Genomic DNA, 22,368 nt, shown 5'->3' on the forward strand with positions numbered 1-22,368 from the left:
TCCGAACCCGCCACCCGCTGCGCCGTCCGCGTGATCCGCCCCAACGGCGCCAGCACCCGCCCCGCCATCGCATAACCGAACGCGAACGCCACCACCGTCAGGCCCAGCAGTGCCAGCAGGGAGCGGTTGAGGAGGCTGTTGAGGGCCACCGCGCGCTGCTGCTGGAGGCACTGGTTGACGGCCTCCTGGAGCAGCGGCCCGGACGTCTGGGTGGGCAGGTCGCAGATGTCGCTGGTCGACTCGAACTTGCCGCCGAGGATCTTCAGCGGTAGTGCGCTGCCGTCGTGCAGGGCGTCCGCGGCCAGCATGTAGATGATCGTCAGCAGCACGATCCCCGCCATCAGGAACATGCCGCCGTACAGCAGCGTCAGCCGTATCCGGATGGTGGGGCGCAGCCACGGGAACGGCCGGATGTTGACCGGTCGGGGGTCCCAGGTGGGCTTGGGGGGCATGGGCGGCGGTGGGGCCGCCGCCTTGGAGAACGAGGGCAGGGAGGGCATCGCCGGTCAGATCCGGTATCCCGAGCCGGGGACGGTGACGATCACCGCGGGCTCGCCGAGCTTGCGCCGCAGGGTCATGACCGTGACCCGTACGACGTTGGTGAACGGGTCGGTGTTCTCGTCCCATGCCTTCTCCAGGAGCTGCTCGGCCGAGACGACCGTGCCCTCGCTGCGCATCAGGACCTCCAGCACCGCGAACTCCTTCGGGGCGAGCTGGACCTCCTTGCCGTCGCGGAACACCTCGCGGCGATTGGGGTCGAGCTTGATGCCGGCCCGCTCCAGGACGGGCGGCAGCGCGACGGTCGTACGCCGTCCCAGGGCCCGCACCCGGGCCGTGAGCTCGGTGAAGGCGAAGGGCTTGGGCAGGTAGTCGTCCGCGCCGATCTCCAGGCCCTCGACGCGGTCGCTGACGTCGCCGGAGGCGGTGAGCATCAGGACGCGGGTGGGCATCCCCAGCTCGACGATCTTGCGGCAGACATCGTCGCCGTGGACGACCGGCAGGTCGCGGTCGAGCACGACGACGTCGTAGTCGTTGACCGCGATACGTTCCAGGGCGGCAGCGCCGTCGTAGACCACGTCGACGGCCATGGCCTCCCGGCGCAGTCCGGTGGCCACCGCATCGGCGAGCAGCTGCTCGTCCTCGACGACGAGAACACGCACGTCGCTAGTCCTTCCTCAGGGCCCTTTCGGGCAGCACAAACAATGTCTGGGAGTGCTTCCATCCTGCCCTGAACAGCCGTAAACCGGCGGTAAGAGGGGGTGCCGGGCGGCCGCGAGGGGGTCCGCGGAGGCCGACGGGCAGGATTCCCGGGCGGGTTGAGGTTTCCCTGAGGTTGCTCGTGGGGAGGACGACTGCACACCCGCGATCACGCCCTGTTTTTTCGGCGACCCGCCATGAACTAGTTCCATCGCAGGGACCACGCCGTGATCACCCACCCGTCGGCACACCCCGTGCCACCGACCCACGACGAGGGGGCGCACATGGACGCGTTCACCGCAGGCATTCTGCAGCGCATAGAGAAGACCGAAGAAGATCTGGACCAGGCCCGCGCTGCGGGCGACGACTTCCTCGCCGAGGTCGAGCAGGCCGAGCTCGAAGACCTGCAGCGCCTGGCGAGCGAGCACGGTGTGCGCTACGGGGCGGTCAGCAACGCCTGACCGCCCGCCGGCGCACGACGGCAGCGCCCCGGCACCCCCTCAAGGGCGCCGGGGCGCTGCCGTGTCCGCGTCCGGCCCGGATCAGTCGTGCCAGGCGCCGAGGTCGTCCAGGAGCGGCTGGAGCTCGGCGAAGAGGGCCGGGGAGGCGGCGAGCGTCAGCTCGTGGGAGGCGACCCGGCCGGGGCGGCCGCCGGTCAGCGCGCCGGCCTCGCGGGCGATCAGGGCCCCGGCGGCCAGGTCCCAGGGGTTCAGGCCCCGCTCGAAGTAGGCGTCGAGCCGGCCGCAGGCCACATCGCACAGGTCGATGGCTGCCGAGCCGCCCCGCCGGATGTCGCGCACCTGCGGCAGCAGGGTGCGCACCACCTCCGCCTGGGCCGCCCGGCGCTCGGCCAGATAGCCGAAGCCGGTGCCCAGCAGCGCCTGGGAGAGCGGCGGCGCGGGCCGGTGGCGGATGCGCTCGCCGTTGTTGAACGCGCCACGGCCCAGGACGGCCTGGTAGGTCTCGCCGCGCATCGGGGCGGCCACCACCCCGACGACCGCCTCGCCGTCCTGCTCGGCCGCGATGGACACGGACCAGGACGGCAGGCCGTAGAGGTAGTTGACGGTGCCGTCGATGGGGTCGATGACCCAGCGGATGCCGCTGGTGCCGTCGGTGCTGGCGCCCTCCTCGCCCAGGAAGCCGTCGTCGGGGCGGGCCTCCCCGATGAAGCCGGTGATCAGCTTCTCGGAGGCGAGGTCCATCTCGGTGACGACGTCGATGGGGCTGGTCTTCGTCGCGGCCACGCCGAGGTCGGCGGGCCGGCCGTCGCGCAGCAGCTCGCCTGCGCGGCGGGCCGCCTCCAGGGCGAGCCCGAGCAGCTCGTCGTGGAGCGCGTCGGTCGGCGTCGGGTCGGGGTGCAGCGGGTCGGGCACGATGCTCCTTGCTCGGACGAGCGGTGGTCGGGCGGGCGTACGGCGTACGGCGTGCGCGGGCGTACGGGCCGGGGCGGGCGTACGGGGGCTACGCGGGGGCTTGGGCGACCGGGCCGTGCCAGTCGGCGCCGGCGGCGGCCGGGCGCGGGGCGCGCGCCGGGCAGCAGCCGATCGGGCACAGGTCGTGGCCGGCGCCCAGGGCGCCCAGGGCGCAGCGCTCGGGGCTGCGGCCCCGTTCGGTCGCCGCGCGCTCCAGGAGGAGGTCACGGACGGCCGCGGCGAACCGGGGGTCGGCGCCGACGGTGGCCGACCTGGCGACCGGCAGGCCCAGCTCCGCGGCCTTGGCGGTGGCCTCGGTGTCCAGGTCGTACTTGACCTCCATGTGGTCCGAGACGAATCCGATGGGGGCCATGACCACGGCGGGGACGCCGGCCGCGTGCCGCTCCTCCAGGTGGTCGCAGATGTCCGGCTCCAGCCAGGGGATGTGCGGGGCGCCGCTGCGGGACTGGTAGACGAGCTGCCAGGGGTGGTCCACACCGGTCTCCTCGCGTACCGCGTCCGCGATCACCCGGGCGACGTCGAGGTGCTGGGCGACGTAGGCGCCGCCCTCGCCGTCCTTGGTGTGGTCCGCGGGCGTGCCGGAGGTGTCGGCGGCGGCGGTGGGGATGGAGTGGGTGGTGAAGGCGATGTGGGCGCCGTCGCGGGCCGCCGCGGGCAGGGCCTCCAGCGACGCCAGCACACCGTCGATCATCGGGCGGAGGAAGCCGGGGTGGTTGAAGTAGTGCCGCAGCTTGTCGACCCGCGGCACCGGCAGTCCCTCGGCCTGGAGGGCGGCGAGCGCGTCGGCGAGGTTCTCGCGGTACTGCCGGCAGCCCGAGTACGAGGCGTAGGCGCTGGTCGCCAGGACGGCGATCCGGCGGTGGCCGTCGCCCACCATCGTGCGCAGGGTGTCGGTCAGGTAGGGCGCCCAATTGCGGTTGCCCCAGTAGACGGGCACATCCAGGCCGTGTTCGGCGAAGTCCCGGCGCAGTGCGTCCAGCAGGGCGCGGTTCTGGGCGTTGATGGGGCTCACGCCGCCGAAGAGGAAGTAGTGCTGTCCCACCTCCTTGAGGCGCTCACGGGGGATGCCGCGGCCGCGGGTGACGTTCTCCAGGAACGGGACGACGTCGTCGGGGCCTTCGGGACCGCCGAAGGAGAGCAGCAGCAGGGCGTCATAGGGGCTGGGATCGCACTGTTCGGGCATGCGTCGATCCTGCCACCCTTCGTCCGGGTACGGCGGGCAGGTCCGGTGCGCGGAAGGGGCCGGCGGGGCGCTTCGGCACGACGGGAAATCCGGAGGCGGACGGCACCCCACCGGACGTAAGCTGTATCGGCCACATACATTCCTTACCGATCTTCGGTCCTCATCCGGCGGAGCGCCCCCGTTGCCCAGTCCCTACCGCGCCATATTCGGCCGGCCCGGCACCAAGTCCTTCTCCGCCGCCGGCCTCCTGGGACGGATGCCGCTGTCGATGATGGGCATCGGCATCGTCACGATGGTCTCCCAGCTGACCGGGCGCTACGGCCTGGCGGGCGCGCTGTCGGCGGCCATCGCGCTGTCCGCCGCGGTGATCGGCCCGCAGATCTCCCGGCTGGTGGACCTGCACGGCCAGCGCCGGGTGATGCGGCCGGCCACGCTGGTGTCGCTCGCCGCGGTGGCCGGTCTGCTGCTGAGCGCACAGCAGCGCTGGCCGGACTGGACCCTGTTCGCCTTCGCGGCCTGTGTGGGGTGTGTGCCGAGCGTGGGCTCGATGATCCGGGCGCGCTGGGCCGAGCTCTACCGGGGCTCCCCGCGGGAGCTGCACACCGCGTACTCATGGGAGTCGATCGTCGACGAGATGTGCTTCATCGTCGGCCCGATCCTGTCGATCGGCCTGTCCACCGCGTGGTTCCCGGAGGCCGGCCCACTGCTGGCCGGCGGCTTCCTGGCGGCCGGGGTCTTCTGGCTGACGGCGCAGCGTACGACGGAGCCGGTGCCGCATCCGCGGGAGCACCGGGCCAAGGGCTCGGCGCTGCGCTCCCGGGGACTGCAGGTGCTGGTGGTGACCTTCGTGGCCACGGGTGCGATCTTCGGGGCGATCGACGTGGTGACCGTGGCGTTCGCCGAGGAGGAGGGGCACAAGGCCGCGGCGAGCCTGGTGCTGGCGGTCTACGCGCTGGGCTCGTGTGTGGCCGGCGCCGTCTTCGGGCTGCTGCACCTCAAGGGCCACCCGGCCCGGCGCTGGACGGTGGGGGTCTGCGCGATGGCGGTGAGCATGGTGCCGCTGCAGCTGGTGGGCTCGCTGCCGCTGCTGGCCGGTGCGCTGTTCCTGGCGGGGCTGTCCATCGCCCCGACGATGGTGACCACGATGGCGCTGGTCGAGGAGCATGTGCCGCGGGCGAAGCTGACCGAGGGCATGACGTGGACCAGCACCGGACTGGCGGTGGGGGTCGCGCTGGGCTCGTCGGCGGCCGGCTGGGTGGTGGACGCCGCCGGTGCCGCCCGCGGCTATCTGGTGCCGGGGACGGCGGGCGTGCTCGCCATGCTGGTCGCGTTCGCGGGCTACCGCTGGCTCCGTCCGCGGCCGGCGCCCTCGGCGGCGGGCGGGACCGGCGCGGAGGTTCCGGGTCGGGATGCCGCGCCCGTGGAGCGCCGGGACGAGGAGAGCGTCGCGTAGGGCGCCGCCGGACGCACCCCGCCCCGTTACCGCCGGTACGAGATGTCCGGGAGCCGGGCGATTCCGGCCGATTCCTTGATCATGTGATTCCCGTCACCCCCTGTGGACGGCGCGTCGGCGACTGACATCATGCGCTCACACCGACGCCCGGCCGGGCGTGGAGGGAGGGGCTCACCATGGCAGTCAGCAGCGCCGTCGGCGGCTCGGGAGGGCGCGGCACGACAACCGGAGCATGGCGCAACTGGGCGGGCAACGTCACCGCCCGCCCCGCCCGGAGCGTGGCCCCGGCGAACACCGAGGAGCTGGCGGCCGCGGTCCGCGCCGCCGCCGCGGACGGGCTGACGGTCAAGGCGGCGGGCACCGGCCACTCCTTCACCCCGGCGGCCGCCACCGACGGGCTGCTCCTCCGCCCCGAGCGGCTGACCGGCGTCCGCCGGATCGACCGCGAGGCCGGGACGGTGACGGTCGCCGCCGGCACGCCCCTGAGGCACCTGAACACCACGCTCGCCGCGCACGGGCTGTCGCTGACCAACATGGGCGACATCATGGAGCAGACGGTCTCCGGGGCGACCAGCACCGGCACCCACGGCACCGGGCGCGACTCGGCGTCGATCGCCGCCCAGATCACCGCCCTGGAACTGGTCACCGCGGACGGCTCGGTACTGACCTGCTCCGCCGAGGAGAACCCGGACGTCTTCGCCGCGGCCCGGCTGGGCCTGGGCGCGCTGGGCGTGATCGGCGAACTCACCTTCGCCGTGGAGCCGGAGTTCCTGCTGACCGCCCGCGAGGAACCGATGCCCTTCGACGAGGTGACCGACCGGTTCGAGGAGCTGGTCACCGAGAACGAGCACTTCGAGTTCTACTGGTTCCCGCACACCGACAGCTGCAACACCAAGCGCAACAACCGCAGCCAGGGCCCGGCGGCACCCCCCGGCAGGGTCAGCGGCTGGGTCGAGGACGAGCTGCTGTCCAACGGGGTCTTCCAGGCCGCCTGCGCCGTCGGGCGGGCGGTGCCGGCCGCCATACCGGGCATCGCCAAGATCTCCAGCCGCGCGCTGTCGGCCCGTACGTACACCGACATCCCCTACAAGGTGTTCACCTCGCCGCGGCGGGTGCGCTTCGTGGAGATGGAGTACGCGCTGCCCCGCGCGGCCGCGGTCACCGCGCTGAGCGAGCTGAAGGCCCAGGTGGAGCGCGCGGGCTTCAAGGTCAGCTTCCCGGTGGAGGTGCGCACCGCGCCGGCCGACGACCTGGCGCTGTCCACCGCCTCGGGCCGGGACACGGTCTATATCGCCGTGCACATGTACCGCGGGACGCCGTACGAGGCGTACTTCGCGGCCGCCGAGCGGATCATGACGGCGCACGAGGGGCGCCCGCACTGGGGCAAACTGCACACCCGCGACGCTGCCTACCTCGCCGACGTCTATCCGCGGTTCGGCGAGTTCACCGCGCTGCGCGACCGGCTGGACCCGGACCGCCTGTTCACCAACGCGTATCTGCGGCGGGTCCTGGGGGACTGACGACGACGGCCGCGCACCGGTGCCCGCCTACGGGCACCGGGCGCGGCCGTCACGGGTCCGCCCGGGTCAGGAAGCGCCCGGGGTGGGTGCCTGCCCTTCGGGCTGCTGCCCGCTCTCCTGGTGTGCGCCGCCGGTCGAGCCGTCACCGGAGCCGGTGTCGCCGTCGCTCCCGGTGGAGCCGTCGGGTGACGGCTTGGTGGAAGGTGACGTGTCCGGGTCCGGCGAGGTCCTGCCGCCGTCGGACGGGCTCGGGGTCGGCGAGGGCGTGCCCTTGTCCTCGCCCTCACCGCTGCGGCCGTCGTGGGACTTCCCGGGGTCCGGGGACGGCTCGTCACCGCCGCCCTTCTGGCCACCGTCACCGGGCGAGTGGCCGGTCCCGGGCGGCTGCGGGGTGTCGGGCTGATGCCGGCCTGAGCCACCGGTTCGGGTGATGTTGCCCAGCGTGGTGCCGCTGCCGCCGCTCGCCGCCTGCCCGGAGAGCAGCTCGGTGGCGGTGACTCCCCCCATGGCGAGCACGAAGACCACGAGCGCGCCCAGCGCCGGCCGCTTCCAGCCGCGCAGCCGGGTGCCGTACGTCGTGGCGCTGACTTCCTCGGGCCGTCCGGTCGGCAGGGGTGCCGCGGGGGCGGCCCCGACGGGGCGGGTATCCGCCCGGCCCAGCGCCGTGGTCGGCTCCTCCAGCCGCGGTACGAGCTGGGTCCGCTCCAGGGGGTGGGCGCTCGCCGGGTCGCGGCGCCGGGCCTGCTCGGCCCGCGGGACCAGCTGGGTACGGGCCGTGGCGGGCCCGGGGATCCTTGCGGCGACGGAGGTGACCTCGTCCTCCGTGCCCTGCTTGTCGAAGGTCGGCAGCACCATGGTCGGGTCGGCCTGCCGTACCTGCTGGATGGTGGATCGAGTGCGGAGAGAAGAACGGCGCGGCTTCGGCCGGGTCGCGACCGATGCCTCCTTGATCTGTTCGCCGGTGCGCCGGAACAGGTGCTGGAATATCGAACCGCCGGTCGTGGCCACGACACTGACCACACCCGCGCCGATGATGGTTCCGTAAACACCGAGCTGCCCCGCGAGGTACGCGGCGGCAGCCGCAGCGAGTGCGCTGCCGGCCACCTGAGCGACGCTCAGGTCGATCCGCTTCTCCTTCTTCTTCGTGGCGGTTTCGGTTTCTTCGTCCATCTCCAACCTTTGATAGCCCCTTCGATCCATCTTGCATGGAGAAGTGACCAATTGGCGGAGTCAACAGTTCCGAATTTGAGGAATCTGTGAAACTCGCCACCCGCGCGGCAGGTAGAGAGATCGACAAGGCGACCGAAGTCCGCTGACCGCCCAGAAGTTCGGCGGCGCGGCGGTCCACCTCAGTGGCCCGAATGGAGTACTGTGGCGAACCCTGGCCCCGGTTCCCGTCCGGCTGCCCGGAACCCGTGGGAGGGGCCTTGAAGGCGGCACTCACCCTGGGGCGCCGCCGCTCGGCACGGGTGATCGGCGACAGGGCAAGCGGCATGGTCACTGAGCGTTGCAAACTGGTAACCGTGTCATAACGGCGTTTGAGGGCCAAGCCTCGACACGCCGGGCAACTCGGCAATGTTGTGGCAGGCTGCACCCGGGCAGGCCACACTCGACTAGCGGAAGCAGCGACGCACGTGACGTCGGCAGGCACCACCCGGGAGGTCCCCATGCCCGAACTGCGTGTCGTGGCCGTCTCCAACGACGGCACACGGCTGGTGCTCAAAGCTGCGGACAGCACCGAGTACACGCTTCCGATCGACGAACGGCTGCGCGCCGCCGTCCGCAATGACCGCGCGCGGCTCGGCCAGATCGAGATCGAGGTCGAGAGCCATCTGCGGCCGCGGGACATCCAGGCGCGTATAAGAGCAGGTGCCTCCGCCGAAGAGGTCGCCCAGCTCGCCGGCATCCCCGTCGACCGGGTGCGCCGCTTCGAGGGCCCGGTCCTCGCCGAGCGCGCCTTCATGGCCGAGCGGGCCCGCAAGACACCCGTACGGCGCCCCGGTGAGAACACCGGTCCGCAGCTCGGTGAGGCGGTCGCGGAGCGGCTGCTGCTGCGCGGCGCCGACAAGGAGAGCGTCCAGTGGGACTCCTGGCGCCGGGACGACGGCACCTGGGAGGTGCTGCTGGTCTACCGCGTCGCGACCGAGCCGCACTCGGCGAGCTGGACCTACGACCCGCCGCGCCGACTGGTGCAGGCCGTGGACGACGAGGCCCGGGCGCTGATCGGCGAGAGCGACGACACCCCCGAGCCGAGCTTCCCGTTCGTCCCGCGCATCGCGCGGCTGCCGCGCGACCGGCCGCTGGACCGCACGCTGGACCGGCAGACGTCCGAGCGCGCGCAGTCCGGTGGCGAGGAGAGCGAGCAGCGCGGCAGCGAGGAGGCCGTCGGCGAGCGGGAGCGGGATTCGCTGACCAGCCTGCTGGAGGCGGTGCCCAGCTTCCGCGGCGACATGGTCGTCCCCGAGAGCGCCAAGGCGGCGCCGGTCGAGGAGGAGCCGGAGGCCGAGGTCGAGGAGCCGCCGGCCCCGGCCGCCAGCGCGGGCGCGGGTTCCGCGTACGCCGATGTGCTGATGCCGCGGGCCGTGGCCGGCCACCGCGACCGGCTGACCGGGACGACGGACCGGCAGGCCGAGGCGGACGGCGTACGGCCCGGACGCCGGGCGGCCGTGCCGAGCTGGGACGAGATCGTCTTCGGCACCCGGAGGAAGAAGCCGGAGTAGCCGCCGGCCACCGCACACCCTCCGTCCGCCCGCTCCCCGGCTCCCAGGGGGCGGGCGGACGACGTCGTAGGGCGCCGTGGCGGGGGCTCAGCCGGGCTGCGGGCCGGTGGCGACCGGGCGGGACGGGTCGGCGGTCCATTCGCTCCAGGAACCGACGTACAGCGCGGCCGGGACGCCCGCGACCGCGAGGGCCAGCACCTCATGGGCCGCGGAGACCCCGGAGCCGCAGTAGACGCCCACCTCCGCGTCCGCCGTGGCACCCAGCGCCGCGAACCGCTCGGCCAGCTCGTCGGCGGCGCGGAAGACCGTGCCGCCCTCGGCGACGTTCTCGGTCGTCGGCGCGGAGACCGCGCCCGGGATATGGCCGGCCACCGGGTCGATGGGCTCGACCTCGCCCCGGTAGCGCTCGCCGGCCCGCGCGTCCAGCAGAACACCCCGACGGGCGAGCGCGGCGGCGTCGTCGGCCGTCAGCAGCCGCAGTGCGCCGGGCACCGGAGTGAAGTCACCCGCCTGCGGCTCCGGTTGGTCGGTGCTCAGGGCCCCGCCGGACGCCTGCCAGGCGGCGAGACCGCCGTCCAGCACCCGCACGTCCGGGTGACCGCTCCAGCGCAGCAGCCACCAGGCGCGGGCGGCCGCCCAGCCCTGGCCGCCGTCGTAGACGACCACGGGGCGGTCCGTGCGCACACCGGCGGCCCGCATGGCCTCGGCGAAGGTCGCGAGGTCGGGGAGCGGGTGCCGGCCGGCCTTGCCGGGGGGTCCGGCCAGCTCGCTGTCGAGGTCGACGTAGACCGCGCCGGGCACATGGCCGGTCGCGTACTCGGGGCGGCCGGGCGGGCCGCCGAGCTGGTAGCGGACGTCCAGGAGCACCGGAGCGGTGGGCTTCGCCAACTCGCTCGCGAGTTCGGTAGCGGTGATGATGGCATTCATGGGACTCATCCTTGCGTAGCGATGACTACGTACAGAAGGCGGGTGCCCACCCTCCGTATGGCGCAGTTACCGCCTGCCGTAACGTCGCCGAAACGGATGGGAAACACCAAAACGGGCATTCTCCCTCGCGAACGCGCCACGGACGGCGCGGCCGAGGCGCACACCAGGTCACCGGGTGCGAGCATCTGCTCTGGACCCGCGCCGGTACCGCACGTACCGCACGTACCGCACATGGTCCGCACACCGACGCTCCGAGGAGAGAGTGACAATGACGACCGAGGCCGCGACTCGGCGGATGCCCGGCGCGCCCTGCTGGGTGAGCCTCCTGGCCCACAGCCTGCCCGTGACGCAGGAGTTCTACGGCGCGCTGTTCGGCTGGGAGTTCCGCCCGGGGCCGCAGCACTTCGGTCCGTACTCCCGGGCCTTCCTCGACGGCAGGGAGGTCGCCGGGCTCGGCGAGCTGGCGCCCGACCGCAATCTGCCGGTCGCCTGGACGACCTATCTGGCCAGCGACGACGCGGATGTGACCGCGGAGCAGATTCGTTGCTGCGGAGGGACGGTGGGCGTCGGGCCGCTGGACGCGGACGATGACGCGGGGCGGATGGCGATCGCATCCGACCCGCAGGGCGCGATCTTCGGCATCTGGCAGGGCAAGTCGATGATGGGCACCGCGGCCACCGGCGAACCGGGTACTCCGGTGTGGAACGAGTTGGTCACCCAGGACACCGAGTCCGTCGGCCCGTTCTACGAGCATGTCTTCGGCTTCGAGGCGGAGCCCTCGCCCCCGTCCGACCCGCCCGCCGCCGACTATCTGACGCTGCACCTCAAGGGCCAGGCGGTGGCCGGCATCCACGGCGTGGGCAACGCACTGCCCCGTGACCGGGGCCCGCACTGGATGACGTACTTCGCCGTGCCCCATGCGGACGCGGCCGCCCGCCGGGTCACCGACCTGGGCGGCCACGTGCTCCAGCCGGCCCACGACGCACTCCACGGCCGCCAGGCGACGGTCGCCGACACCGAGGGCGCGGTCTTCAGCATCGTCGAACGGGATTGAGCCCCACCGCTCGCCCCGCACCGCGCCCCGGCGCGGGTGCGCCCCGCATTTCCGCGGACGGCCGAGCGTGCGGGACGCATTCCCTCTGCGGCGCGGGCGCCGACGTGCGCTCGGTGCACATTTGGTGCGTTTTCCGAATGCCCCGGGAAACCACCCGGCCTGTTTCTCGCGGGGGGTTCTCCGGAATTCGGTACACATCGGCGACAAAACCGTCGACGAAAAGGGATTTCAAGCCCGAGGAGCGCACCGCCGAGCCAAAACATACCGGACGGTCCACTTGTTGGTGGGCGGGGGCCGGGGCTGACCCGGTAATGCCCGGGCCGGCATTCATCGGCGCGGAGATGCGCGCTGCTTACGAGACCGCGGTGGAACGGTCCGCCCCCAGGAGGCGTTCGGCTCGGAAGGGCGAGGTGTCCAGTCGAGCCAGCACGCCGGGGACGGCGATATTGGGGAGTATCAGCTCCAGCAACCGGGAGATTTCGCGGGACAGGTCCCGGCCTTCCGGCATGACCTCGGACACGAGCTGGACGCCCGTCCAGGCCCCGACGAACAGCCGGGCCGTGTCGGCCGGATCGACATGCGGTAAAAGCTCCCCGCGCTCCTTGGCCTCCAGGAGTACCTTGCCGACCAGCTCGATCCAGTCGGGCCAGCGGGTGCCGAACATACCGCGGGCCTTGGAGTCGACGGACAGCCGTATGGAGGCGCTGAGCAGCGGCTCTCTGGGCAACCGGTGGGCCAGCAGAAGCGCTATGTCCGCCCACTCCTGGAGTTTGAGGGGTTGCGGCACCAGCCCCTCGGTGGTCACCGCCTCGGCGAGCACCCCGCGCGCCAGCTCCTCCTTCGAGGTGAAGTGGAAGTACAGCGCCCCGCGGGTGAGTTGGGCGCGGTCGATGATGGCGGCGATCGTCGCGGCCTCGTAGCCGCATTCGTTGAAAATCTCTGCGGCGGCCACCAGGCAGGCCCTGCGCGTCCGGATCGCCCGTTCCTGTTTCGCCAACTCATGTCTCCCGTGCCAAGTATTTACGGCTATGTTGAAAAAGACCGCGGACCCGGTTTATTTTATCAGCGTCAACTTCTGTCAGATGGGCCGCACCCAGGGGGACTTGATGGCCGAAGCCGCTGCACGCATAGCCACGCCGCAACATGACCGCAGGTCCCCGCTTCGGTCCGGTGACTCCTCCGGCGCCCCGTCCGCCGCAACGTCCGGGAATCTCCAGGAATACGCTCACCTCAAGAACTCGGACAGGGTCTTCGTCACCGGCTGGAACAGTCGCGGATCCGGCGAATTCTCACTCACCGCCCAGTGGCCCGCCGTCCGCGGCGGGCGGCCGTGCGACCCCCGGGTGCTCGCCCAGACAATCCGGCAGAGCGGTCTGGTCATCACCCATGCCGAGTACGGCGTGCCGCTGTCCCATCAGATGTTGTTGCACGACTTCAACTTCACCGTCAATCCGGAATTCCGCCTTCCGCAGAACCGGCCCACGGATCTGGACATCGATGTCACGGTCTCGGGCACCGGACCCAGCGGATGCGTCGGCAGGGCGCTGGACATGAGGCTCCACCTCCGTCAGGGCCGGACCACGGTGGCGCACGCGGACTTCGGATGCGCATGGTCCTCGCCGGCGGCGTACCGGCGGCTGCGCGGCGCGCACCTCGGCGTGGACTGGGGAAGCTGGACGCTCCCCGCGCCGGTCGCCCCCGAGCTGGTCGGACGGTCCAGCGCGGCCGATGTGGTGCTCGCGGCGAGCGATCGTCCGCGGCGCTGGCAGCTGCGCAACGACACCGGCAACACGCTGCTCTTCGACCACCCGGTCGACCATGTACCGGGCCTGGCGCTGCTGGAGGCCGCCTACCAGGCCGCCCACGCGACCATTGCGCCCGCCGGGTTCGCCCCCGCCGTCATCACCACCAGCTTCGCGCGCTATGTCGAGTTCGACGAACCCTGCTGGATCGAGACCGAGTTGCTGCCCCGCTCCGAGGCCGGACCGCTCGCGGTCCAGGTCACCGGAGTACAGGGCGGGCAGACCGTCTTCCGCGCCGGGCTGAGCGGGGCGCCGCTTCCGGGGGCGGTGCGGGCAACCGAACAGGCCCCTGGGGGCACTGATTGACCAGCGCCCGCGTTCACCGGTCAGTCCGTGCGATGACGCGCAGGGGTGATGTGGGCGGCCGCGCGTTGACGTTCGCCGCGGCCTATCCGGGAGCGTCGGCCGACACCGGCAGGACGTCCGGCGACAGCGCACCGGCCCGGGCCGTCGCACTGGTCATCCGGCGCAGATGGTGGCGCCGGCACAGCACCTCGTAACCCACTTCCCCCATCGACTGGTCGACGTCGCCCACCACCACCTGGGCGCCCTCGACCACCATCTCGCCGCCCACCGTGCGGGCGTTGTGCGTGGCCCGCGCACCGCACCAGCACAGCGCTTCGACCTGCAGCGACTCGATGCGGTCGGCCAGTTCGATCAGGCGCCGGGAGCCGGGGAACAGATGTGTCCGGAAGTCGGTGGTGATCCCGAACGCGAAGACGTCCAGGTCGAGATCGTCGACGATCCGCGCGAGCTGGTCTATCTGCTCGGTGGCGAGGAACTGGGCCTCGTCGACGATGACGTAGTCCGCCCGGCCTCCTTGGGAGAGGTGTTCGACGAGGTAGGCGTAGAGATCCATCCCCTCGTCGGCCTCCACCGCGTCGGTCACCAGGCCCAGCCGCGACGACAGCCGGCCCTCGCCCGCCCGGTCGTCGCGGGTGAAGATCACTCCTTGCAGGCCCCGGGCCGAGCGATTGTGCCCGATCTGCAGGGCCAGAGTGCTCTTCCCGCAATCCATGGTTCCGGAGAAAAATACCAATTCGGACACGGCTGTGGGGGTGGCCTTTCGCGTCGGGTCGGAGGCGTCGCAGCGGGCGCGGGCCGCGGGCGGCGCCGTCGGGCGTGCGGGTCGGGTACGGGGTGGTGCGGAAGTGCGGGTCAGGTACGGACTTCCAGGAGCGGCACCAGCTGCTCCATGGGGGTCATCGAGCCGTGCATCCCGACCATCTCCGATTCACGGGGCTCTCGTTCGCTCGCGATGATCACCATGTCGGCGTGTGCGGCCGCGACGACATCACCGATCCGCCCCCGCACCCGGTCGTCGACATGCGGCCCGAACCACCCGGCCGCGATGGCCTCTTCGCGGCTCGCGACCCACATCTGCTCGCCGACCACCTCGCGCCATACGGCGAGCACATCGGCCGCCGCGCCCTGGTGTGCGTAGACATGCCGGGCCCGGCCCTCGCCGCCCAACAGGCGTACGCCGGCGCGCAGTTCCCAGTCCTCGTCGAAGTCGATCCGGGACTCGGGGTCGAAGGGGATGTCGATCATGCCGTGGTCGGCGGTGACGTAGAGGGCGCTGCGCGGCGGCAGCTGCTCGGCCAGCCGCTGGGCGAGCCGGTCGACGTACATCAACTGGCCACGCCAGGCGTCGGAGTCGACACCGTAGCGGTGCCCCTTGCCGTCGACCTCAGAGTAGTAGGTATAGACCAGCGAGCGGTCGCCGGCGGCGAGCTGCTCGGCTGCGAGGTCCATCCGGTCCTCACCGGAGAGCCGGCCGTGGAAGGTGCCGCCGCTGAGCGCGACCTTGGTGAGCGGAGTCTGCTCGAAGTTCGGCGCCGAGACCTGGCAGGTGCGGACGCCGGCGGCGTCCGCGAGCTGGAAGACCGTCGGATACGGCTGCCAGACATACGGGTCGGTCCACGGGTACCAGCGCAGCTGGTTCATCAGGGCGCCGGTCGCCGGGTCCTCGCAGGTGTATCCGGGCAGGCCGTGGGCGCCCGGTGGCAGGCCGGTGCCGACCGAGGCGAGCGAGGTGGCGGTGGTGGAGGGGAAGCCCGCGGTGAGCGGGCGGCCGCTGCCGTTGAACGACGTGCCCAGGAGCGAGGTGAGGAACGGCGCCTCCTCCGGGTGGGCCCGCAGCAGCTCCCAGCCCAGGCCGTCGATCAGGAAGACGCAGACCCGGTCGGCGGGGGCCAGCTCCATGGTCGAGGCGAGGCCGGGAACACCGAGGCCCGCGGCGGCGGTGGGCAGCAGATCGGCGAGTGAGCCGGTGCCGTAGAGGGGTACCGGGGCGCAGAGCGGGTCGAGCGGTTCGGGTTCCGGCCAGACGGGGGCGATGTCGACCATCAGCGCGGGTTCGTGGTGGCCGCGGTGGCCTCGGAGAGCGCCTGGGCGAAGGCGAGCGTCTCACGGACCGAGTCCGGACCGTCACCGGCCTCGCTGACCCGCAGCGAGAGGTCGTCGGCGGTGGAGGAGCCGGTGTAGCCGTGGTCCGCCTCGCAGTTGGGGTCGCCGCAGGCCGCAGGCTCCAGGTCCAGGCGCGCGACGGCACCCCAGCCGATGGTCAGCACGACCTCGCGGGGCAGCTGGCCCGGGGTGTAGGACTCGGGGTTGGCGACCACGCGGCTGAGCACCACGGAGGAGATCCGGCCCAGCTTGACGGACTCGGTGGACGTGGTGGCGTACGGCGAGGGGGAGGTGGCGTCGGCGGCCTGCTCGTCGGTGTGGCTGACGATGAAGCGGGTGCCGGTCAGGACCAGGACCGTGACATGGCGGCGGACCTCGTTGGCGTCGAAGGTCGTCTCCTGATGGACGAGGTACGACACCACCGGCTCACTGCCGACTGCTGCCTGCACCGCCTCGGCCACGAGCGTCGGGTAGTAGCCACTGCGCTCGATCGCCGCGCGCAGCCCCTGGGTCGTCGTACCGGTCTTCGCCATGGGGTCCATCCTACGGGGCCTGCCGGGCGCCACGGGCCCAGTGGGGGCGAGGGGCCGCTCAGTACGCGGGCAGGCGGCGGGGGCCGAGGTCGGTGGTGGCGGGGGGCCGGGCCAGACGGACGGCGGCCCCCAGGACGGAGAGGCCCTGCGGGGCGACCACGACCGGTTCGAGGTCCACGCCGACGACCTCGGGGTGGTCGTCGACGAGCCGGGAGACCCGCAGCAGCAGCTCCGCCAGCGCGGCGGTGTCGACGGGCTGGGAGCCCCGCCAGCCGAACAGCAGCGGGGCGGCGCGGATCGAGCGGATCTGCTCGGCGACCTCCTTGTCGGTGGCGGGGATGAGGCGGTGCGCGATATCGCCGAGCAGCTGGGAGGGGGCGCCGGCCAGGCCGAAGGAGAGGACGGCGCCGGCGGCGGGGTCGATCGCGGCGCGGATGACCGTGTCGACGCCGCGCGGCACCATGGCCTGGACGACCGGGCGCAGCTCCTCGGGAGAGCCGAGGAAGTCGGTCAATTCGGCGTAGGTACGGCGGAGTTCGGACTTGCTCGCGATGTCCAGGCGGACCCCGCCGAGATCGGAGCGGTGGCGTAGATGGGGAGCGGTGGTCTTGAGGGCCACCGGGTAGCCGAGGCGGGCGGCCGCGCGCACGGCCTTGTCCGGGTCGGGGGCCGGCAGGACGGGGCGGGTGTGGATGCCGTAGCGGGCGAGCAGGGCGGCGGCGTCCTCGGGCGGCACCGGGACGGAGCGGCCGCTGGGGACGTCGGGGGCGAGGCGGTCGAGGAGGCGCTCGATGTCGGCGCCGGCCGCCGCCTCCTGGATGTCGTCGTACTCCGGCACCCGGCCCGGCTCGGCGGCCTCGCGGCGCCAGGCGGCGTAGCGGACCGCCTCGGCGAGGGAGCGTACGGCGCGCTCCGCGGCAGGGTAGGCGGGGATACGCAGAGGGGCGGTGCGGGGCGCGGCCTCGGGCTCGGCGTCGCGGGTGGGCGGCGGCGGTGCGGTGCGGGCGGACGGCGGCGGGCCGGGAGGGATCGGGGGGCGGGCGGCGGCCGTCCGGTGTGGCGGGGCGGGTGGAAACGGTGGGACCGGCGGGGCGGGCGGGACCGGCGGGGCGGGCGGGACCGGCGGGGCGGGCGGAGCCGGGGGGAACGGCGGGTTCGACGAGGCCGGTGCGGGGCGGGGCTCGGCCGGGGCGAAGTCGGGCGACGGGGCCTGCGGGCCGGCAGCCGGGGCGGCGGGGGCGGCGGATGCCTGGGGCTCATGGGGCTCGGGGGGCGCCTGCGGTGCCTGCGGTGCCGCCAGCGTCTCGGCCAGGTCGTCCATCGCCAGGTGGACGACGGTGACGGGCTTGTGCGGATGGGCCGCGGCCGCGCTCCGCAGGGCGGCGGCGAGCGCGATGCCCTCACCGGCGCCCGGGGAGGCGCCGTCCTGCTCCCCCACCCAGGGGATGGCCGTGACGATCACGGCGTCGCAGCCATCGGCCGCGAGCGTCTCGGCGAGCGCCGCGCGGAAGTCCTCCGGTGCGGCCGCGGAGGGCAGCACTCGGGGGCGCAGCGGACGCAGCCGCTCGGTCAGGCAGGCGTCGTAGGCCAGCAGCGCCAGCGACTCGGAGTTGCCGAGGATGGCGATGCGGGGGCCGGCCGGCAGCGGCTGCGAGGCCAGCAGCAGCCCGGCGTCGATCAGTTCGGTGACCGTGTCGACGCGGATCACCCCGGCCTGCCGCATCAGGGCGGCGACGGTGCTGTCGGGGACGCGGACGGTGGGTACGGCGTGGCCGAGCGGGGCGGTGCCGTTGTGCCGGGCTCCCTTGGCGACCACGACCGGTTTGACGGCGGCGGTGCGGCGGGCGAGCCGGGCGAACTTGCGGGGGTTGCCGATGGACTCCAGATAGAGGATCACGACATCGGTGTCCGGGTCGTCGTACCAGTACTGGAGCAGGTCGTTGCCCGAGACGTCGGCGCGGTTGCCGGCCGAGACGAAGGCGGAGATGCCGGCGATTCCGCCGTCGCCGGGGCCGCGCGCATGCAGTCCGCTGAGCAGGGCGATGCCGATGGCACCGGACTGGGTGAACAGGCCGATGTGGCCGGAGCCGGGCATCCGGGGGGCGAGGGAGGCATTGAGCCGGACGTCGGCGGAGGTGTTGATCAGGCCGAAGGCGTTCGGCCCGATGAGCCGCATGCCGTACGAACGGGCCTGGCGGAGCAGGGCGCGCTGCCGCTCCCTGCCCTCGGGGCCCGACTCGGCGTAGCCGGAGGACAGGATGAGCACCCCCTGGACGCCGTGTTCGCCGCAGTCCCGGACGACGTCGGGGACGCTGTCGGCGGGGACGGCGATGACCGCGAGGTCGACCGGCTCGGGGATCTCTGCGAGCGCACGGACCGCCGGCACCCCTTCGGGGTCGAGCCGCCGCATGTCCTGGGGGAAGGCGTGGTTGACGGCGTGCACCCGCCCCGTGAAACCGCAGGTGAGGATGTTGCGCAGGGCGGTGCGCCCGATGCCGCCGGGGGCGCGGCCGGTCCCGATGACGGCGACCGAGCCCGGGGCCAGCAGCCGCTGCACGGAGCGGGCTTCGGCGCGCTGCTCGCGGCCGCGCATCACGGCCACGGACTGCTCGGTGGGTTCCAGGTCGAACTCCAGCCGGACCACGCCGTCTTCGAACGTCCGCTTCTGGGTGTACCCGGCGTCCGTGAAGACCTTGATCATTTTGGAGTTGGCGGGCAGCACCTCGGCGGCGAACCGCCTGATGCCGCGCTCACGGGCGACCGCCGCGATGTGCTCCAGGAGGGCGGAGGCCACCCCGCGCCCCTGATGGGCGTCCTGGACGAGGAAGGCGACCTCGGCCTGGTCGTCCTCGGGGTCCTTGGCGGGCAGCCCCTGGTCGTTGATCCGGTCGTACCGGACGGTGGCGATGAACTCACCGCCGACCATGGCGGCCAGCCCGACGCGGTCGACGTAGTCGTGGTGGGTGAAGCGGTGCACATCGCGGTCGGACAGCCGCGGGTAGGGGGCGAAGAAGCGGTAGTACTTCGACTCGTCCGAGACCTGTTCGTAGAAGGAGACCAGCCGCTCGGCGTCATCGGGGGTGATGGGGCGGATCCGCGCCGTGCCGCCGTCGCGCAGCACCACGTCGGCTTCCCAGTGGGTCGGGTATGCATGATCCGGCGGCTTCTGCATGCGGACAGAGTACGACCGGGCACTGACAACCGGCCCTCCCGCGTACGCTCGGGGCAGGACTCAGGGCTGCCGGAGCACTCCCGACAGCGTGCGAGAATGGTCTAGACAACAGTCACGACTTTGAAGGGCAACACCATGGCTGAGCGCCGCGTCAATGTCGGTTGGGCCGAGGGCCTGCACGCCCGCCCCGCGTCGATCTTCGTCCGTGCGGCCACCGCCTCCGGCGTCCCGATGACGATCGCCAAGGCTGATGGCAACCCCGTGAACGCGGCCTCCATGCTCGCGGTCCTGGGCCTGGGCGCCCAGGGTGGCGAGGAGATCGTGCTGGCCTCCGACGCCGAGGGCGCCGAGGCCGCGCTCGACCGCCTGGCGAAGCTCGTGGCCGAGGGTCTTGAGGAGCTCCCCGAGACCGTCTGAGTCCCCCAGGACCCTGTACATGCGGCGGCCCCGCCGCGGAGACCGGAACCCGGTCGCCGCGGCGGGGCCGTTTCGCTGCGGTCGCATTCTTTCCCGGCCAGGCTTCCCGCCCGAAAACTCCTCACCGCCGCACCGCCACTGGATCCGTTCTCCGGAAAAGGCCGTACGGTTCAGCGCCCGACGCGGACTCCCAGGAATTCCGAACACGGGTGGACGGCGAACCACAATACCGGCACTGGAATAGCCGCACTGGATTAGCGGCGCGCTACGAAAAGCCGCCGTGCGGCCTTCGCGCCCATTCCCCCGCGCGCTATTCCCCCTGCCCACCTCTTTGTATACGGGGCCCTTGTTAAGAGCGGGCGCGTGCTGTGTTGACGGGCCGTTTCGGATCCCTCACCTCGGCCTCGGCCGGGCGCCGGAGCCGGTACACCGGAAGCGAACGCTCGATATGGGCCGCCATCAGGGTGCGGGCGCGTTCCGCGTCTCCCCGGGCCACCGCGTCCAGCACCGCGCCGTGATCGTCCCAGGACTCGCCGGCCCTGGTCGGCGGCTCCACCGCGTACATCCACTCGATCTTGCGCCGCAGCTGGGTCAGCAGCGCGGTCAGGCTGGGGCTGCCGGCCGCCTGGGCGAGCGTCTCGTGGAACCAGCCGTCCAATTGGCGCAGGTCCGCGGGGTTGCCGTGGCGGGCCCGCTCACGTCCGAGCCGCACCAGGCCGCGCAGCACCTTCAGATGGGCCGGGCTGCGGCGGGCGGCCGCGCGGGCAGCGCCCAGCGGCTCCAGCAGCGCGCGGATGTCGAGCAGGTCGGCGGCCTCCTGCTCGGTGGGCTCGGCGACACAGGCGCCCGCGTGGTGGCGGGTGGTGACAAAGCCCTCCGACTGCAGGGTGCGCAGCGCTTCGCGGACCGGCACCCGGGAGACGCCGTAACGCGCCGCCAGGATCTCCTCGATCAGCCGGCTCCCCGGCGCCAGCGCACCGGAGACAATGTCCTCGCGAATCGCCGTGCACACCGCATGCGCGGAAATATGGCCTCGCATCGTCCGTGCCTCCGCCGTAATCCACTGGAAACGCCGCCGGTTGGCGGCATTTCCGTGACTCTATTCGACCGGGACGGCTTTTCCGACGGGCTCCGGTTATCCATGGATATTTTTTGGCCAATGGACGGTTCCGGCGTCGGGTGAAGCGGCGTGTCGGCCGATGCAGCGGTGCGGCGTCGGGCGATGCGGAGGCGGCCGCGGTGGATCAGACGCTGACGCCGTGCGCGCGCAGATACGCGATCGGGTCGATGTCCGAGCCGTAGTCGGGGGTGGTGCGGGCCTCGAAGTGCAGGTGCGGGCCGGTGACGTTGCCGGTGGCACCGGAGAGCCCGATCTGCTTGCCCGGGGTGACGCTCTCGCCGACCGAGACGGAGATCGACGACAGGTGGCCGTACTGGGTGTACGTGCCGTCGTTCATCTTGATCACGACGTTGTTGCCGTACGAACCGCCCCAGCCGGCCTCGACGACGGTGCCCGCGCCGACGGCGTGGACGGAGGTCCCGGAGGCGGCGTGGAAGTCGATGCCGGTGTGGCTGCCGGAGGACCACAGGCCGCTGGACGCCTTGTAGGCGGTGGACACGTAGGAGCCGTCGATCGGGGCGACGAAGGTGTTGAGGCGCTTGCGCTCGGCCTCGCGGGCGGCGCGCTCCTTGGCCTCGCGCTCGGCCTTGGCCTTCTTCCTGGCGGCCTCGGCGCGGCGCTGGGCCTCCTCGGCCTGCTTCTTGGCGACGGCTTCGGCCTTCGCCCGCGCGGCGGCGGCCTCGGCGTCGGCCTGCTGCGCGTCGGCCTGGGCCTCGATGCGGTTGGCGAGCTCGTCACCGAGGACGACCGCCTGCTGCAGACCGGTGTCCTGGGTACGCGCCTCGTCCGTGGCGGCCAGCGCCGGCGAGGCCACCGAGGCGACAACGCCGGAGGCCGCGAGGGTGGCTATGCCTGCGATGTTGCGGGTCGAGCGGGCGGTGCGGCTCGCACGACGGTGCTTCCCGGTGGCACGTATGAACGCCATGTACTGGCTTGTCCTTTCCTTCCTTCTCGCCTACCGGGTTAGCTGACGGGTTCGGAGCAGGAAGGTCTCCTACGGGCTCCTCCGGAGAGGGGTCCGATTCACCCCAGGGACGTGTGGGTCCCCGGCTCCCCTGGCTCGCGCCGTACGGGGACTCGGCGATGACTGCCCGGTGCCACTGTTGTGGCGGAGTTGTGACGAACAGCCGGACCGACGCTAATCGGGGCAACTTTCGATCGCCAAACAGAACCGCTTTTTTGTGCGGGATGCCACAAGAAGCGTCGCGGCCAGTCGTCATAAACCGGACATACGGCGGCTCCCGTGGCAGTGGAGCACCACGGGAGCCGTCGGTCGTATCTGATCTGCCGTCATACGGGGCGGCCAGGGCGTGCCTTCGGGCCCGGACCTAGCTGTACTCAGTCATGACCTTGGTGACAGTCGGCTGATCGGGGGCTGTCCTGCGAGCGCGGTGTGTCGGCGTCGAGTGTTGTAGAAGTTCAGCCACG

19 protein-coding genes, 1 pseudogene and 1 riboswitch are annotated in these 22,368 nt (G+C 72.3%); of the genes and pseudogenes, 7 read left to right on the forward strand and 13 right to left on the reverse strand.

Going from position 1 to position 22,368, the window contains the following annotated elements; genetic code table 11:
* Both ACZ4NB_RS38010 and ACZ4NB_RS38015 read right to left on the reverse strand, forming a co-directional pair.
* A pseudogene (locus ACZ4NB_RS38010) lies at positions 1–500 on the reverse strand (two-component sensor histidine kinase); the annotation flags it as partial.
* 6 nt (positions 501–506) lie between these two features.
* On the reverse strand, positions 507–1,160 hold the full coding sequence (locus ACZ4NB_RS38015; RefSeq protein WP_006602630.1) for a response regulator transcription factor: 654 nt from the start codon (positions 1,158–1,160) through the stop codon (positions 507–509).
* A gap of 321 nt (positions 1,161–1,481) precedes the next feature.
* Here ACZ4NB_RS38015 and ACZ4NB_RS38020 point away from each other — a divergent pair, with 321 nt between their 5' ends.
* Positions 1,482–1,658 carry a hypothetical protein gene (locus tag ACZ4NB_RS38020; protein WP_393496536.1) on the forward strand — a complete coding sequence of 59 codons (177 nt, stop codon included), beginning with the start codon at positions 1,482–1,484 and terminating at the stop codon, positions 1,656–1,658.
* A gap of 81 nt (positions 1,659–1,739) precedes the next feature.
* Here ACZ4NB_RS38020 and ACZ4NB_RS38025 read toward each other — a convergent pair whose 3' ends face one another.
* Together ACZ4NB_RS38025 and ACZ4NB_RS38030 are read right to left on the reverse strand one after the other, a co-directional pair.
* The gene (locus ACZ4NB_RS38025) at positions 1,740–2,570 is read right to left on the reverse strand and encodes an inositol monophosphatase family protein (protein WP_467667624.1); all 831 of its coding nucleotides are present in this window, start codon (positions 2,568–2,570) and stop codon (positions 1,740–1,742) included.
* A gap of 88 nt (positions 2,571–2,658) precedes the next feature.
* On the reverse strand, positions 2,659–3,813 hold the full coding sequence (locus ACZ4NB_RS38030; protein WP_467667625.1) for a ferrochelatase: 1,155 nt from the start codon (positions 3,811–3,813) through the stop codon (positions 2,659–2,661).
* 181 nt (positions 3,814–3,994) lie between these two features.
* Here ACZ4NB_RS38030 and ACZ4NB_RS38035 point away from each other — a divergent pair, with 181 nt between their 5' ends.
* A complete protein-coding gene (locus tag ACZ4NB_RS38035; RefSeq protein ID WP_467667626.1) occupies positions 3,995–5,266 on the forward strand; it encodes an MFS transporter in 1,272 nt (423 codons plus the stop codon).
* 176 nt (positions 5,267–5,442) lie between these two features.
* On the forward strand, positions 5,443–6,786 hold the full coding sequence (locus ACZ4NB_RS38040; RefSeq protein WP_467667627.1) for a D-arabinono-1,4-lactone oxidase: 1,344 nt from the start codon (positions 5,443–5,445) through the stop codon (positions 6,784–6,786).
* Positions 6,787–6,852: 66 nt separating this feature from the next.
* On the opposite strand, the gene ACZ4NB_RS38045 is transcribed toward ACZ4NB_RS38040, so the two are convergent.
* Positions 6,853–7,956, reverse strand: coding sequence for a hypothetical protein (locus ACZ4NB_RS38045; RefSeq protein ID WP_467667628.1), 1,104 nt, complete (start codon positions 7,954–7,956; stop codon positions 6,853–6,855).
* 497 nt (positions 7,957–8,453) lie between these two features.
* On the opposite strand from ACZ4NB_RS38045, the gene sepH reads away from it, so the two are divergent.
* Complete coding sequence (gene sepH, locus ACZ4NB_RS38050; protein ID WP_467667629.1) at positions 8,454–9,506, forward strand: septation protein SepH; 1,053 nt, start codon at positions 8,454–8,456, stop codon at positions 9,504–9,506.
* Between the two features lie 87 nt (positions 9,507–9,593).
* On the opposite strand, the gene ACZ4NB_RS38055 is transcribed toward sepH, so the two are convergent.
* Positions 9,594–10,433, reverse strand: a complete 840-nt coding sequence (locus tag ACZ4NB_RS38055) for a sulfurtransferase (RefSeq protein WP_467667630.1) — start codon at positions 10,431–10,433, stop codon at positions 9,594–9,596.
* A gap of 268 nt (positions 10,434–10,701) precedes the next feature.
* Here ACZ4NB_RS38055 and ACZ4NB_RS38060 point away from each other — a divergent pair, with 268 nt between their 5' ends.
* Positions 10,702–11,487, forward strand: a complete 786-nt coding sequence (locus tag ACZ4NB_RS38060) for a VOC family protein (protein ID WP_467667631.1) — start codon at positions 10,702–10,704, stop codon at positions 11,485–11,487.
* A 352-nt stretch (positions 11,488–11,839) separates the two neighbouring features.
* Here ACZ4NB_RS38060 and ACZ4NB_RS38065 read toward each other — a convergent pair whose 3' ends face one another.
* Entirely contained in the window at positions 11,840–12,484 is a 645-nt protein-coding gene (locus tag ACZ4NB_RS38065) for a ScbR family autoregulator-binding transcription factor (RefSeq protein WP_430976681.1), read from the reverse strand.
* A gap of 109 nt (positions 12,485–12,593) precedes the next feature.
* Here ACZ4NB_RS38065 and ACZ4NB_RS38070 point away from each other — a divergent pair, with 109 nt between their 5' ends.
* Positions 12,594–13,595: a ScbA/BarX family gamma-butyrolactone biosynthesis protein gene (locus ACZ4NB_RS38070; RefSeq protein WP_467667632.1), complete on the forward strand. Its 1,002-nt coding sequence runs from the start codon at positions 12,594–12,596 to the stop codon at positions 13,593–13,595.
* Positions 13,596–13,677: 82 nt separating this feature from the next.
* Here the strand turns inward: ACZ4NB_RS38070 and ACZ4NB_RS38075 are convergent, their stop codons facing one another.
* The 4 genes from ACZ4NB_RS38075 to ACZ4NB_RS38090 all read right to left on the reverse strand — a co-directional run bounded on the left by ACZ4NB_RS38075 (position 13,678) and on the right by ACZ4NB_RS38090 (position 19,403).
* On the reverse strand, positions 13,678–14,337 hold the full coding sequence (locus ACZ4NB_RS38075; RefSeq protein WP_467667633.1) for a thymidine kinase: 660 nt from the start codon (positions 14,335–14,337) through the stop codon (positions 13,678–13,680).
* 110 nt (positions 14,338–14,447) lie between these two features.
* Positions 14,448–15,638 carry an alkaline phosphatase family protein gene (locus ACZ4NB_RS38080; RefSeq protein WP_467667634.1) on the reverse strand — a complete coding sequence of 397 codons (1,191 nt, stop codon included), beginning with the start codon at positions 15,636–15,638 and terminating at the stop codon, positions 14,448–14,450.
* A complete protein-coding gene (locus ACZ4NB_RS38085; protein WP_399150110.1) occupies positions 15,638–16,231 on the reverse strand; it encodes a DUF5998 family protein in 594 nt (197 codons plus the stop codon). The genes ACZ4NB_RS38080 and ACZ4NB_RS38085 overlap by 1 nt, the downstream gene beginning before the upstream one ends.
* Before the next feature lie 58 nt (positions 16,232–16,289).
* Positions 16,290–19,403 carry a bifunctional acetate--CoA ligase family protein/GNAT family N-acetyltransferase gene (locus tag ACZ4NB_RS38090; protein WP_467667635.1) on the reverse strand — a complete coding sequence of 1,038 codons (3,114 nt, stop codon included), beginning with the start codon at positions 19,401–19,403 and terminating at the stop codon, positions 16,290–16,292.
* A gap of 135 nt (positions 19,404–19,538) precedes the next feature.
* Here ACZ4NB_RS38090 and ACZ4NB_RS38095 point away from each other — a divergent pair, with 135 nt between their 5' ends.
* Positions 19,539–19,820, forward strand: coding sequence for an HPr family phosphocarrier protein (locus ACZ4NB_RS38095; protein WP_026170334.1), 282 nt, complete (start codon positions 19,539–19,541; stop codon positions 19,818–19,820).
* A gap of 349 nt (positions 19,821–20,169) precedes the next feature.
* On the opposite strand, the gene ACZ4NB_RS38100 is transcribed toward ACZ4NB_RS38095, so the two are convergent.
* Positions 20,170–20,859: a GntR family transcriptional regulator gene (locus tag ACZ4NB_RS38100; protein WP_467667636.1), complete on the reverse strand. Its 690-nt coding sequence runs from the start codon at positions 20,857–20,859 to the stop codon at positions 20,170–20,172.
* A gap of 205 nt (positions 20,860–21,064) precedes the next feature.
* On the reverse strand, positions 21,065–21,865 hold the full coding sequence (locus ACZ4NB_RS38105; RefSeq protein WP_467667637.1) for a M23 family metallopeptidase: 801 nt from the start codon (positions 21,863–21,865) through the stop codon (positions 21,065–21,067).
* Positions 21,866–21,878: 13 nt separating this feature from the next.
* A riboswitch (cyclic di-AMP (ydaO/yuaA leader) is annotated at positions 21,879–22,033 on the reverse strand.
* Positions 22,034–22,368: the final 335 nt, after the last annotated feature.

The organism is Streptomyces sp. NPDC026575, assembly GCF_055567415.1.

Bases quoted from the DNA above. Each gene is read 5' to 3' on its own strand.
- ACZ4NB_RS38085 (WP_399150110.1), bottom strand. From the start codon at position 16,231: ATGGCGAAGACCGGTACGACGACCCAGGGGCTGCGCGCGGCGATCGAG.
- ACZ4NB_RS38040 (WP_467667627.1), top strand. From the start codon at position 5,443: ATGGCAGTCAGCAGCGCCGTCGGCGGCTCGGGAGGGCGCGGCACGACA.
- ACZ4NB_RS38095 (WP_026170334.1), top strand. From the start codon at position 19,539: ATGGCTGAGCGCCGCGTCAATGTCGGTTGGGCCGAGGGCCTGCACGCC.
- ACZ4NB_RS38055 (WP_467667630.1), bottom strand. From the start codon at position 10,433: ATGAATGCCATCATCACCGCTACCGAACTCGCGAGCGAGTTGGCGAAG.
- ACZ4NB_RS38080 (WP_467667634.1), bottom strand. From the start codon at position 15,638: ATGGTCGACATCGCCCCCGTCTGGCCGGAACCCGAACCGCTCGACCCG.
- ACZ4NB_RS38070 (WP_467667632.1), top strand. From the start codon at position 12,594: ATGGCCGAAGCCGCTGCACGCATAGCCACGCCGCAACATGACCGCAGG.
- ACZ4NB_RS38100 (WP_467667636.1), bottom strand. From the start codon at position 20,859: ATGCGAGGCCATATTTCCGCGCATGCGGTGTGCACGGCGATTCGCGAG.
- ACZ4NB_RS38020 (WP_393496536.1), top strand. From the start codon at position 1,482: ATGGACGCGTTCACCGCAGGCATTCTGCAGCGCATAGAGAAGACCGAA.
- ACZ4NB_RS38060 (WP_467667631.1), top strand. From the start codon at position 10,702: ATGACGACCGAGGCCGCGACTCGGCGGATGCCCGGCGCGCCCTGCTGG.
- ACZ4NB_RS38090 (WP_467667635.1), bottom strand. From the start codon at position 19,403: ATGCAGAAGCCGCCGGATCATGCATACCCGACCCACTGGGAAGCCGAC.
- ACZ4NB_RS38105 (WP_467667637.1), bottom strand. From the start codon at position 21,865: ATGGCGTTCATACGTGCCACCGGGAAGCACCGTCGTGCGAGCCGCACC.
- ACZ4NB_RS38030 (WP_467667625.1), bottom strand. From the start codon at position 3,813: ATGCCCGAACAGTGCGATCCCAGCCCCTATGACGCCCTGCTGCTGCTC.
- sepH (WP_467667629.1), top strand. From the start codon at position 8,454: ATGCCCGAACTGCGTGTCGTGGCCGTCTCCAACGACGGCACACGGCTG.
- ACZ4NB_RS38045 (WP_467667628.1), bottom strand. From the start codon at position 7,956: ATGGACGAAGAAACCGAAACCGCCACGAAGAAGAAGGAGAAGCGGATC.